This is a genomic window from Pseudoflavitalea sp. G-6-1-2, assembly GCF_012927185.1.
Classification (GTDB): Bacteria; Bacteroidota; Bacteroidia; order Chitinophagales; family Chitinophagaceae; genus Pseudobacter.
The window spans coordinates 1,706,186-1,719,030 of sequence record NZ_JABBGB010000003.1 but is presented as its reverse complement, the minus strand read 5'-3'; the positions used below and the strand labels follow the sequence as shown (position 1 = coordinate 1,719,030).

At 43.0% G+C, this 12,845-nt stretch carries 13 protein-coding genes; 8 read left to right on the top strand and 5 right to left on the bottom strand.

The annotated features are described in order from the left end of the window. A partial coding sequence (locus HHL16_RS24230) for a DNA mismatch repair protein (protein WP_169427913.1) occupies window positions 1–1,020 on the top strand: 1,020 nt, incomplete at its 5' end. Between the two features lie 213 nt (window positions 1,021–1,233). Here the strand turns inward: HHL16_RS24230 and HHL16_RS25385 are convergent. Then, window positions 1,234–2,010, bottom strand: a complete 777-nt coding sequence (locus HHL16_RS25385) for an AraC family transcriptional regulator (protein ID WP_346766855.1) — start codon at window positions 2,008–2,010, stop codon at window positions 1,234–1,236. Between the two features lie 83 nt (window positions 2,011–2,093). Here HHL16_RS25385 and HHL16_RS24220 point away from each other — a divergent pair, with 83 nt between their 5' ends. The 5 genes from HHL16_RS24220 (at window position 2,094) to HHL16_RS24200 (ending at window position 5,765) form a co-directional block, all read left to right on the top strand. Next, window positions 2,094–2,576 (top strand): DUF4440 domain-containing protein, encoded by a 483-nt coding sequence (locus HHL16_RS24220; RefSeq protein WP_169427911.1) that lies wholly within the window; start codon window positions 2,094–2,096, stop codon window positions 2,574–2,576. A 514-nt stretch (window positions 2,577–3,090) separates the two neighbouring features. Next, window positions 3,091–3,843 (top strand): histidine kinase, encoded by a 753-nt coding sequence (locus tag HHL16_RS24215; RefSeq protein WP_206022554.1) that lies wholly within the window; start codon window positions 3,091–3,093, stop codon window positions 3,841–3,843. After that, window positions 3,840–4,553, top strand: coding sequence for a LytTR family DNA-binding domain-containing protein (locus HHL16_RS24210; RefSeq protein ID WP_169427909.1), 714 nt, complete (start codon window positions 3,840–3,842; stop codon window positions 4,551–4,553). The genes HHL16_RS24215 and HHL16_RS24210 overlap by 4 nt, the downstream gene beginning before the upstream one ends. Before the next feature lie 109 nt (window positions 4,554–4,662). Next, window positions 4,663–5,154 carry a lipocalin-like domain-containing protein gene (locus HHL16_RS24205; protein ID WP_240966303.1) on the top strand — a complete coding sequence of 164 codons (492 nt, stop codon included), beginning with the start codon at window positions 4,663–4,665 and terminating at the stop codon, window positions 5,152–5,154. A 107-nt stretch (window positions 5,155–5,261) separates the two neighbouring features. Continuing rightward, the gene (locus HHL16_RS24200; protein WP_169427908.1) at window positions 5,262–5,765 is read left to right on the top strand and encodes a hypothetical protein; all 504 of its coding nucleotides are present in this window, start codon (window positions 5,262–5,264) and stop codon (window positions 5,763–5,765) included. A 25-nt stretch (window positions 5,766–5,790) separates the two neighbouring features. On the opposite strand, the gene HHL16_RS25140 is transcribed toward HHL16_RS24200, so the two are convergent. Continuing rightward, the gene (locus HHL16_RS25140) at window positions 5,791–5,967 is read right to left on the bottom strand and encodes a hypothetical protein (RefSeq protein WP_240966302.1); all 177 of its coding nucleotides are present in this window, start codon (window positions 5,965–5,967) and stop codon (window positions 5,791–5,793) included. A gap of 37 nt (window positions 5,968–6,004) precedes the next feature. Next, a complete protein-coding gene (locus HHL16_RS24195) occupies window positions 6,005–6,490 on the bottom strand; it encodes a class I SAM-dependent methyltransferase (RefSeq protein ID WP_240966301.1) in 486 nt (161 codons plus the stop codon). A gap of 148 nt (window positions 6,491–6,638) precedes the next feature. Here HHL16_RS24195 and HHL16_RS24190 point away from each other — a divergent pair, with 148 nt between their 5' ends. Beyond that, window positions 6,639–7,406 carry a hypothetical protein gene (locus tag HHL16_RS24190; protein WP_169427907.1) on the top strand — a complete coding sequence of 256 codons (768 nt, stop codon included), beginning with the start codon at window positions 6,639–6,641 and terminating at the stop codon, window positions 7,404–7,406. A 242-nt stretch (window positions 7,407–7,648) separates the two neighbouring features. Then, a complete protein-coding gene (locus HHL16_RS24185; RefSeq protein ID WP_169427906.1) occupies window positions 7,649–8,491 on the top strand; it encodes a hypothetical protein in 843 nt (280 codons plus the stop codon). Between the two features lie 89 nt (window positions 8,492–8,580). Here the strand turns inward: HHL16_RS24185 and HHL16_RS24180 are convergent, their stop codons facing one another. Continuing rightward, the gene (locus HHL16_RS24180; RefSeq protein WP_169427905.1) at window positions 8,581–9,387 is read right to left on the bottom strand and encodes a hypothetical protein; all 807 of its coding nucleotides are present in this window, start codon (window positions 9,385–9,387) and stop codon (window positions 8,581–8,583) included. Window positions 9,388–9,438: 51 nt separating this feature from the next. After that, window positions 9,439–12,723: a TonB-dependent receptor gene (locus HHL16_RS24175; RefSeq protein ID WP_169427904.1), complete on the bottom strand. Its 3,285-nt coding sequence runs from the start codon at window positions 12,721–12,723 to the stop codon at window positions 9,439–9,441. Between the last annotated feature and the right edge of the window lie 122 nt (window positions 12,724–12,845).

The following is a 12,845-nucleotide window of genomic DNA, read 5'->3' as shown; positions in this document are numbered from 1 at the left end:
ACGCTGCTCAAAAAAATACTTGCCTCCGTTACCCGCGATGAGCGATATAAGAAGATGATGCAGGGATTACAAGCTACCATCGTAACCCTGAACAAATGCTACCAGTTTGTAGAACCTCTGGCAGACAAACCAGGGCCATACCAGAGCCGCTTCCGCAGCATCAAAAATATCCTCGTTACGCCGGAGCTGGAGCAGTTGCGGATGGTAGATATCTATCAGACTCTCACAGTGAACACCCTCTCGGGCTATGAGTACCTGCTCAAAAGCCGACTGAAAGAAAAACTGACCGACATACTGGAGTTCATCAGCGAGCTGGATGTGAACATCGCCGTCGGCAACACAGCCGCCACCCGAGGTTTTAATTACGCTACAGCATTACCACCAGCGATAAACAAACTCGAAGCAACTAATCTCTTTCATCCCTGTGTAGACAAAGCCATCGGCAATGACCTCGCCATGGATGGAACCGCCAATGTATTATTCTTAACGGGAGCGAATATGGCCGGCAAATCCACCCTGATGAAAGCCATCGGTATCAACTTCTACCTCGCTCATATGGGCTTCCCGGTGGCAGCCAATAGCATGGAGTTTTCTGTAAGAGAAGGATTGTATTCCAGCATTAATGTAGCCGACAACATCGGTTTAGGGTATAGCCATTTTTATGCAGAAGTGGTACGCGTGAAACAGGCAGCAGTAGCCGCAGCCAGTGGTAAGCGGCTGCTGCTCATGTTCGATGAACTCTTCAAAGGCACCAATGTGAAAGATGCCTATGATGGTACACTGGCAGTGACAGAAGGTTTTGCAGATTACAGCAATTGCCTCTTTATCGTATCCACCCATATCATTGAAGTAGGTGATGCATTGAAGGGTAAGAAAAATATTCAGTTCATGTACATGCCTACCATCATGGAAGGCAGTATCCCACGCTATCCGTACAAACTGGAGCAGGGCATTACAGAAGACAGACAGGGAATGCTCATCATCAACAATGAAGGAATTCTGGAATTATTGAATGCCTAGTATGCTGACAGCTCAGTAGCAGGAGAAAGTAATAGCCATAAGAAACAATGCAGATTTCATGCATTGGAAACCGTCGATCTCAGCCCGGCGGTTTTCTTTTGGCTGCAATACCTGAAAAATCACAACGCCTATTCGGGTAAGTGAATCCACCGCAACAGTCTTTACTATTGCTGATCTGCCGACCAGATGAAAACAGTGGCTGGCAAGAACGGGTTACCAGCTCTTTTTCGTTTCCTTCTTAACATACAAAGGAGTAACGCCGGTAAACGACTTGAATTGCTTTATGAAATGCGTCTGATCATAATATCCGCATTCATATCCGATATCGGTTAAAGAAGCAGCACTCGTCCTTATCAGATGCACACTTCTGGCGAATCTCTGCACTGCAAACAATGCATGGGGTGTTAGTCCCACATGATCGAGGAATAGTTTCTGAAGATGCCTTTCGGAACGCTGAGCAAATTTCGCAATACGTTTTATATCGAACGAATCCTGCCTGGCAGAAATGTAGTTACATACACGCTCTACCTGTTCTATGGCTTTCAATCGTTTTTGACTTCTGGCTAATTGCTTCAATAAAAACGCCTCCAGCACTTTGATCTTTTTACCTATGGTTGGCTGTTCCATCAGCTGATTGTAAAAACCTGAGAGGTTCTGATTCAGCACATCACCAAGATCTGTAGAGTGATTGGTGAATTCTGTTGCTGAGTTGTGAAGAAAGAGAGAGCTGGCATGCGGATAAAACCGGGTGATCAGGATGGTTGTGCCGGCTTCGACGGTTTCCCGCGTGGGTTTCAGCAGATGCCCCAGCACTTCAATCACAGGCATATTTTCTGATTGTTCGCCTATCTGAATTTTCACTTTTTTGTCGGAGATATTGATCGAAAGCTCCAGATAACCAGAAGGGAACAATACTTCATTCACCAGATTAGCAGGGGAATATAAAACCCAATAGTGTTTTATATAAGGTTGCAGCGCCTCAGAGGGCAAGTAGGTTTGAATATTCAATTCGTTTTTTTACAATTTCTGCTAAGTAAACTACCTGATCTTCATTTCTCAAAAAAGGTAGTAAAATGAAGTCTTTATCAAATTTAATTAAAGCATTGATATGCACTATCCCCATTTTGGGCTCCTGTGCTCAACCGGAGAATAACCCTACTGAGGATTATCTGAAAGAAGCAAAGGCCGCCATCGCAGCAAGCAACGCCATTTATTTCACCTCATTTGCAAACAACGATTCAGCATTGTTTATCGATCGCTATGCAGAGGATGCCTGCCTGATGCCGGCAGGGGCGCCTAAAACCTGTGGGAGAGAGGCACTTGCCAGATTCTTTCGGGAAACATACAACAAAGGATACAGAGGCGGAGAGTTTGTTACTGTAGCTGTATATGGCGATGGGAGAGAGTTTGTTACAGAAGAAGTAATTGGCAGAATTTTTAATGAAAAGAAAGAACTGATGAGTGAAGGAAAGATACTTGTGCTTTGGAAGAAGACTGCAAAAGGCTGGAAGATGTTCAGAGACTCGTTCAGTGGCGATGCGCCTTCTGGTAAATGATCGAATATTGTTTGAATGTGCTGAGTACATACAAAATCGCGACCCGAGTTTCTGGTAGCGATTTTGCTATCAGGAGCTGTCCGATAAATCTTCTTTACAAACAAAGACCTGGAACCAGTGAAAGGGCCCCTTCACCTGCACAGTAAACATTGAGAAACTACGGCCTTTGAGCCAGATTTTACCCCTGTTTATTGAATAGGGACAACAGGAAGCAAAAATCATTTAACTTAGTTTGGCGATGGTACCTAAACTGTTCTCCGAAAACGCCCGATTGATTTGGTTACATTGCCTGGTGTGGGTATCAATCGGGATTATCAGTTTCTTCTCCATGTTGCAGGCAGACGGCCCAGCAAAATCAGCGCTCTCAGCTCTTAACAGTTGCGCTTTTTATGCGATCATCGTATATGGCAATATCAATTTCCTGTATCCCCGTTTTTATCAAAAGAAAAAGTACCTCCTTTATTTGCTGAGCTCGATTTTCTTGCTGGTCGTGGCAGGTCTTGGTCGCGGATATTTGTCATTGTTTATACGTAACGAAAATTTTGCTGCATCCCCTCAATGGCAAGGAACCTCAACTCATTTCACCTTTCTGCTTGCCGTTACCACTGTATTTGTACTCAGCTTTGTATTCAGACTGGCAATGGCTTATTTTTCGCTAAAGCAACAATCGGAGAAAATATTATTGCAGCAAAGCCAGATTGAACTGAAACTCCTGAAAGCGCAGGTGCAGCCGCATTTTCTGTTCAATACGCTCAATGCTATTTATTATGAAGCGTTTCTCGAAGCTCCGCGAACTGCATTGCTCATCGATAGGCTGTCTGATATGATACGGTATTTTGTTGATCAGAGCACACACGAAACGGTTCCACTGGCAACCGAGATTCAATTTCTCGACAACTACATTGCACTGGAAAAAATGCGCATACAACCTGAACCCGAAATAGTATTTCACTGCACCATAAACGATCAGCAAAAAATACCTCCCATGTTGCTGATGACTTTCGTTGAAAACATTTTCAAGCATGGCATAGATAAAATATCGGGAAACAATAAGATCTGCATTTCGTTATCCGAAAATGAGCATCAGCTTGTTTTCCAGACCAGAAACTCTCTCAACAGAAATGCTGAACCAATGCGAAAGCAGGGGACAGGATTAAGCAATCTTCGTCAACGGCTGACAATTTTGTATGGAAATAACTTTCACCTTCATACAGCTGAAGTACAGGATGAACATTTTGAAGCTCTTCTAAAAATCCCACTCACATGAAGCTACGATGCATGATAGTTGACGACGAACCGAAAGCAGTAAGCCTTCTTGAAGCGCTCATCGCTGAGGCAACAGAATGGCAACTGGTTGCAAAATGTTACAGCGGGCTTGAAGCCATCAGCTTCTTAAAAAACAACGAAGCAGACATTGTATTTCTCGATATCAATATGCCTCTGATAAATGGAATGGACCTGGCGGCATTGTTACCTCCGGAAACAGGCATTCTGTTTACCACCGCGCATAGCGAATACGCTGCTGAAAGTTATTCATACCATACAATCGACTATTTGCTGAAGCCCATTACACTCAGGCGCTTTCTGGCAGCAGTACAAAAAACAGAAGAACACTTCAAAGTAAAACGCATAACAGCAAAGGAAGAGAACGAAAGCCCGGGTGACGATTATTTCTTCATAAAATCAGGCAAAGAACATCGAAAGATATTGCTGAACGATATCCTTTTCTTTGAAAGCCAGAAGGAATATGTACGGGTTGTGGCTTCAACTTTCAGCCTGCTTACCTACAGACGTCTTAAAGACATAGAAGTGCAGCTTTCAACAGATTTCGCAAGAGTGCATCAATCCTATATCGTGAATATGCGGCAAATGACAAGGATACAGGATAATCATATTTACATTGGTGAAACAAAAATACCGATCGGAGAAAAGTACCGGGACAGTCTGATGGAGCTCGTTCGCAAAAAAACGTTCTAAGCAGATCCCAGGTTGTGTTGAGAGAAAACACCGGTTTGTTGAAAATAGTTTTATGGGAGGATAGTAAGCTGCAGATTTGCATCAATTCCATCAATCGTAAAACATTTTTATGAAAAGAATCTTACAGAATGGTCTTCTCTGCATGATGATTTTATTACTTGCAAAACCTGCCTCATCCCAGACTAATCCACTTATTGGTTCCTGGCGTCTGATCGCTGCCGATAAGATTCTGCCCGATGGGTCGCGCGTATCAGATTATGGAACAGCTCCGCATGGCATAGCAATTTTTACCACCGAAGGAAATTACGTGGTAGAAATTTTCGGGACAGTTCGTACAAAATTTGCATCAGGGAATGCGACTACCGGGACACCGGAAGAGTACAGGAGTGCAACTTTAAGTCACAGCGTACATTTTGGAACGTATGGTTTGGATAGTAGCAAAGGAACCATCTCCTTCAATATCGACCGGGCTTCTTATCCTAATTGGGATGAGACTACGCAGGTGCGCAATTTCACCATAAAAGGCGATACGTTAAGCTGGAGGGTGCCGCCGCGACCAGATGGAGCTACCCCGATTTCTGTTTTCAAGCGCATACAATAGACTGATCGTCGAAAGTTCCGGTAATATCAATCCAACATACTTTTTGGGGGTGAAAAAACGGTTTCAACAAAAGTGAAACCAGGTTATTTTGGGTGATAAAACTGTTTATGATCAATCTTTCTACTACAAACAAGGTATCGTTGACAGCTTCACAAAGCGAATATCTGAAAAGCGAAGCAGCAAAACTTAATGCAGAAGTTGAAAAACTCCTGGCAGAAACCCGATCACGGGAAAAATATTCATTGACCATAATGGCTGCTGTTGCAGTTTGGGTTTTTACTCATCTGAACAATCAAAACGTTACACTACTAAAAGCTGTAAGTGGTGTTCCATTCATCACAACCTTGATTTATGGTATTAGCACAAAGGCGCTTTACGATAATATTAAGTGGATAGGAATTTATTTAAGGCGAATTGAAGATCAATTTTTAGGCGATGCACAAGATAGCCTGGGCCTGTTGGGATGGGAAAAGTATTTTGAAGCGGAAAACAAGAAGAAAAGATTCGTTCAGATAACATGGATCATTTGGATATTACAATTATTATTTGCTGCAATCCTCTTTATCCTCGTTTCGTTTATACCTGAAATTATTATTCGGGCAGGACACTGATCAGACAACAGTCCAAGCCCTGGGATTACAAAGAAGCAATGATGATTTTATAAAATGAATCCACGGCGTTTTGTCCAGTATAATTAGGGCCAGCAAGATCGCTGGCTCCTTCATAATCCAGCTCAAAGTCCACGTCCCGCGGCCCATTGCAGTAAATTACTTTTTTACGGGCATCGTATTCAATACCATTTTTCTTCAGCAATTTTCTTAACAGATTATGACCGGAATGGTTCGCAATCTTAATATTTTGCAGATCCAGGTGAGCCTTGAAAAAAGCCTTGTTCTGTCAGTGCCTTACAGCATTTCTGAATTACACTTAATTTATCTCCGACATAATGCAGACCATGAACGCATGTGATGATATCATATCGATCATCAGCAATCCAATTTACAACAGACCCCACCTGCCATTGCAAACAGGTTACATTCTCAGGTATCGACTGAAATCCATCTATCAGATCAACGCCTATAAGTGCGGCCCTATGTTGCAGGCTATTTTCAGCTAAATAAACAGCGCTTTGCAGCAAGGCTTTTCCTTCACCACAGCATAAGTCCATCCACTTTACGTGCCCAAACTGATCCAGATAGTGACGCATAACCTGCTCCGGATGGAAACTGAGGTCGTTTTCATAGCTGTTAACCCCGGTAGCATTCCGCTCCCGATTCATGCGGTTATTGGCAACAACAGCAGACATAACCAACTCATTTTCCATTAATAATTTCATGAGATCAATGTAGTTATTTTTCTTCTTCAAAAAAAAGTTCAACATCCATTAGTACCGTAAATCGGTTTGGTGGTTATTATGATTGAACTCAACAGGATGGTCGGGTTAAAGAAAACCATCCAAAATCCAATAACTATTAATCTAAGAAATGAAAAGACTAACCAGCCAATGCTTCGTGGCCTTATTTGCGATAGTTTCGCTCCTCACACTCGAAGGATGTAAAAAAGACATGGACAATCCGGAACCTCCTGCACCAGATCTCAACCAGCTATATGCCAATGCCATTGCAGATGGAATGATTGCCGAAAACTCAGAAAGGATCGACACACTCTGGCCTATTTCAAATACCAATAGCAGGTTGGAATGGAAAACAATAAAAGGCAGGCAATATGTATTGATGGCTACTTTTATGCGTTTCCCTTCCAGTTATCCCGAAGGCGATTCTATTACCACCACCTGGGGTGAAGCCTGGTTATTCATTCCGCAACAAATGAAAATGCGCATTGGCGGTAGTTTTAAACCAGGGTCAGATACCCTGATGCGCATATGTCAGTTATTGGGATTACCTCCCGTGAACAGTCGCACGAATACGCATATTTCAGAAATGTGGGTTCCGATGGATAGCCTGCAGCGTCCGGCAGGCAATCCGGATATTCAAACTACATCAGCAAATGAGATATTGATCAGCGGAGCCACTGCAACATATAGCAACTGGTTCAACAACTATATTATTTACGCGTATTATCATACGCTTACCGGTGCCACTGATTTTCATTATCCGTGGACCAGACTGGGATATACGTACGACTGGGTGCCGAATGGCCGTGAAGTAGGACTAAGTGAGTATGTATTGCGATCACAAACCGGTTGTTGGGTAAACAAAACACGAACCGCCAGTAATTATTTCAGGGACTAGAGCAGTGCAGCTACCGGCAATACTTTCCCTACTTGTATAGCAGACCTGCGCATGAAGGAGTTTTCGCCTTCATGCGCATTAATAAAAATCAAGATTTTCACAGTTTGACCCCAAAGAGCATTTTTACCCCAATGTTTTTCCAAACCCGATAAAAAATTTCGTAGAAATGTATTAAACTGTATCAGGATTTTTCACCATAGCTAACCATTAACCATCCGGAATTGAAAAATTCACTTTTTTGTTTGAGACCTCTTTTATTTTGGCCTCTCTTACTATCAGGGATTATTTTTTCATTCTCATCCTGCTCCTCTGCCAAGATCAGCAAATTCAGCATCCACGCGGATAATGATCTTTTTCGGACTACCATTCATCTATTGAGGGCTGATAAGAATAGTACTGGAGAAAACTTCAGAAACCTCCTCAGATATAACTTCAGAGATGCAATTGCGAAGAGTATTAAGGAAGGTATCGACTGCAGTATCGAATGCGATCATGACACATCCGAAGCATTTATTGTAAGTAAGATAAAAGGTGTTGAAAAGGCCAGAGCCTTTTTCCATTCAATCAATTCTTTTGTTGCCGATGGAAGTGAACAAAACATCATAAAAGTAACGCTCTCACATGCATCTGTTACTCCCCACGATTCCTTGCTGCTGAAGGTTAAGTTTACTCCGGAGTATGTTCCCTGCATATCACTGTCCAGTGCTGATGATGAAACTACTTTTATTCCGGATTCCGATATAGTAGGAATAAGAGCTAAAAAAATGAACAGCGGTACTTATGAATATACTTACCGGGGCCTTGAGTTTAAAGACCTGTTTACTTCAGCGAAAGCTTCAGATTTTTGTCCTTGTTGGAGCTACAATGTAGGCATGGAATATCGCATTTACTCTGAAGAAGAACTGTCTAAAAAAGGCTTCTTTGCAGGTGCAAAGGAGTATTTATCGGAGATGGATACTTTCTTCTTCGACATTAAGCTAACCAGATTCAATGAACTCGTTGGAATAATATCAGGTTTGATTGTGATATTCGGTTCTATTACAGCTTACAGAAAAGCACGCAAAAAAAGAAGGCTTGAAAGATAATTACAAACATGATGCAGTGAAAGCGAATAGCGACCCAAAATCTGATCGCTATTCGTTGGTGCACTAAACTTCCATCAATTCAATTGCGATCAGTTCGCAAATAATATGCTGGTTGTTATCTCATAGAAATCTTCCCCGTTTTTGATAAAAGCCGGTGTCTCACCCCATGCCTTAAATGGTGTAACAAAAAGCGTATAGACATTCTTTACAGGTGCAGGTTGAAAATCACTTAAGGTAAATGGAGAAGAACTGTAGGCGGTTCCTCCATGATTGAGCAATGGCGCTCCTGTTTCATGATCGGTAAATTTGAAAACATACGAGTATATCTCGATCCCTTCCCGTAAACCATTGGGCAGAATCTGATAGTCAGCTTCACCTACAGTAGCAGCTACGTTTCGGATGATCCCCAAATCTTCTTCCTGCTGATTCCATTCTTCATCGAAGTAAACAATAGAAAGAGTCATATCTACCTTTTTGAATGGAATGAGCATCTGCGCATAATTGGCAACTTTTACTTTGATATGTCCTGCAGGAGCCGCTTCTTCCTTTTCCTGTTCTTTGGGATCAACAAAGCTCACCGGAGACTCTATTGTTGGTTGAAAAAGCGTGTACGCTTCTTTGCTGCCTGCTTTTGCTTCGATGGTTTTCTCTGCAACGGTTTTACCGCTTCTGGTATCATAGAATGCGAATTGCGCTTTTCCTTCCACCACTTTGATCTTTTGTTCCGGTATGCTCCATTCGATAGGGAAGCCATTGTATTTGGCGGCAATGAATATTCCATTCCCGTTATTGGCGAGTGCGGTTTTCCGGGCATCGAAAAGTACATCAACGAATTCAGTCCAGGTTTCTACCTGTTCTCCTTTTTTACAGGCCCCGAAGAACGATAGCAGTAGCAAACAAGAAATGATATATATTTTCTTAGTGAACATTATTGCTGTTTTTATGCGTTAGAATTTATAGGTGGCCGTGAGGCTGAATCGCTGACCTTCCCGGCTGCGATACATTATCAGGTCTCCATCTTTTTTGTTATAACCGTTGTTGCCGTTCAGTTTTCTGAACTCGCGGGGACCGCTCCCTGTGGTGGTCGTTTCATATCCTTTCGCATTCACATAGTAATTAGACCATTCATTGAGAATATTGGCGATGTTCAGTTTTACTTCCAGTTTCTTCTTCATCATTCGGCCATATACCTGAAAGTCGAGCAGCCTGGGTGCCTGTTCAAATTCGATATTCATAGGCTCCGCTCTGATGAGGTTACTTCGATATCCACGATGATTGTAACTACCCGTTGCACCGAAATATTCTCCCCAGTAACCGATACCGAGGTTCAGTAACCAGGGCGATTGGCCAATGAGCGGCCGATCCATTCCAGGTAACCTGTCTTTGAATCTTTCTATTACCCCATCTACTGTTCTGAATTGCCATGGACCTTCAAAGTCTACTTTTGATTTGAGCAGTGTGCCATTTGCATACACGAAAAAATCAGACAACCACGATTTGTCGGCAACGAACGAAAGATTCTTTCGGATCTCCAGTTCCACGCCGTAGTTCTTTGCTGCAGCCATATTGGCGAACACATAATAGCTGCCATCCTGAAACGCAGGATTGTTCACCAGTTCAATCGGTTTGTCGAGGTTCTTGTAATAACCTGTTACCGAAATTATTTCACCGGGACTAGGATACCATTCGAGCCTTACATCATAATTGTCGATAAGGGTAGATACTACGTCTTGTCCGGATACATGCGCATCCAGTTCGTAGTCGTAAAATCCAAAGAAGGACGTTTCTCTAAAATCGGGTCTGATGGCGGTTTTGGAGTAACTGGCGCGCAGATTGAGCGTATTCGTGAAACTATAAGTGGCATTGATGGAAGGCAGCAATTGCCAGTCCTGCTCTTTGGTTCCTTCCTGAAATTTCATGTAGTCGGGAACATTATCGCCATACCTTTTTCTCAGCAGTTCAGCCTGTCGGTTGCTGAGATCGTAGTATTCGAGCCGCGCTCCATATACCAATCTTAATTTGCCAAATAGTTTCTGATCGGCCATCAGGTACATGGCGTGCGAGTTCATGCTGCCATTGAAAATCCGGCCACCGATGTTTTCTGCATAATAATATGCCTGGCCTGTGCCTGCGCCGATTTTATCAGGACTGAGCAGCACTTCATATGGCAATTGAATTTCCGGAAGTATCTCTCCGGCCTTAGCGGAGCGCGTCATGGGCAGCATGCGGAAAACGTCCAGTGAACGTTTTTTTGTCCATCCCTGATAACCCATTTTTATCAGTGTTTTAAATGAGCTTTCTTTTGCAATGATTTTAGAGAAGTTGGCTCCCCAGTTGTAATCCATTTCATCGATGTTGGTCCACATGCGTGAATCCAATGCTACGGTATTGTTCGAGTAGCTTGAATGTTTCAACAGGTTGGGAGTCTGAAAATAATATTTGTCACCGATGCGGGTCGAGAGGCGGTACTGTAATTTTCTTTCATCCAGTATTTCCTGATGGATCTTATTAACGGCGATCAATCCTTCAAACTTGATACCACCGGGCAATTGCAGATCGCCTGTAAGCTGGTGTTGCTGTAACCACATCGCTTCCGGCAGCTGATACAATTCCTTTCGGATCCTATTAGTTTCATCTCTGTAATCCAGCCTTACTGCTTCATTAAAATTATCGCTGTAGGTTCTTGCATACATATTCTTCAGGGCTATCCTGAAGCTCTTTCCCTGCAATCCCAGATTACCTACAAGACCACTGCTACTACTGAACCGGTAAGATTTCCCGGCACCGTTCTGGCCAAAGGTGGAACTGTCTATATAACTATTGGTGTAATTCTGTCCGCGAACATTATTGTAATCAACAATATTCTGTTCGTTGCGAATATTGGCGCTGGCAGAAAAACCGAACTGCATATTGTTTTTCAATCGGTATACACGCCCCACAGCGAACCGGTAATTTTGATTGGGCTGCACTTTGTATTTGTGCATCTTCAATGCATCGGCATTCAGTTTTTTCGATTGAGCAATGGCATCGAGATCATTGTATTTGAGATCGGGCCTTTCGAAATTCAGTTTCCAGTTATCCAGCATGGGATCATTGCTGGCTCCCGGAGGTGCATCCAACCGGATAGCATCATTGTTCCAAACCCATGGCATCAGATCAGCTGGTTTTTTAGCTGAATGGTGGAAGAAGCCGAACATTTCGCTGGTATTGCGTTCGCCCATTCTGTAAAAGTCTTTTCCGATAGCCTGGCTGCTAATGCCGGTACCTTTGCTGATACTGGTAAAGTTTGCAGAAGGAATGTCTAATGTATTGATGCTAACCTGACCTCCTGAGAACTCGGAACTCATGTCTGGTGTAGCTGTTTTATTCACCACTACATTACTTACCATTTCCGTAGGAATAATGTCGAACGAAAAGTTCCGTTTGTTCATCGATGTGCTGGGAATTACAACACCATCGAGCATCGCCTGATTATAGCGGTCGGACATTCCACGCACGACTACAGATTTATTGCTGACTGTGGTAAGCCCTGAAATCCTTTTCAGGCTTTGTCCCATATCATTATCCGGAGTACGTGCAATCTGCTCCGCACTGATGCCATCGGTAACAGATGCCGCATTTTTCTGCCGGGCATAATGTGCATTTACACTTTCTTTTCTTGCGGAGGATTTCACTACAACTTCGGCAAGCTGCCCTTTCTGACGTTTAAGCGTAATGTTCAGTGTAAAGTATTCGTTGGGTTTGATAAGAATGCCGCTCACTTCTTTTCCGATATATCCCACATAGCTGATCTGCGCCGCATAGCTGCCAGCAGGGAGGGACAGCGTAAAAGATCCATCATCACCTGTAACAGTGCCTTTTTTATTGATGCGAATGCTCACACCAGATACCGGTTGACTGGTTTCTTCATCGATTATTTTTCCTGTAACCAATCCGTTTTCGTTTTTCGGGTCAGGAGCGGAGCTGTCTTTGGGCGACGAATATTTGAATGAAACGAACATCCCATCCACCCAATACTGAAGTCCGAATCGGCTTTTCAGGCGATCGAGCAGATCGGTCAATGTGGGTGCTTTCAGATTAAGGTCTGCTACTTTCACCTTTTCCAGTACTTCCTGCTGGAATGAAAACCGGTACTGTGGCAGCTTCTGCTGCAATTGAGCAACTACGCCGGCAAGGGTGCCGTTCTTAATGCTTAGTTCTACCTGTTGTGCAGATAATGTTATAGGAAGCATCAACTGCAGGATGATCAATAGCGGAAAAAATTTCCTGAAACATTTTTGCCGGTAAAACGCAGGGAAATGATTTACGTCGTACTTTTTTGACATAATTTTGAATTGAACAATTTATTCTGTTA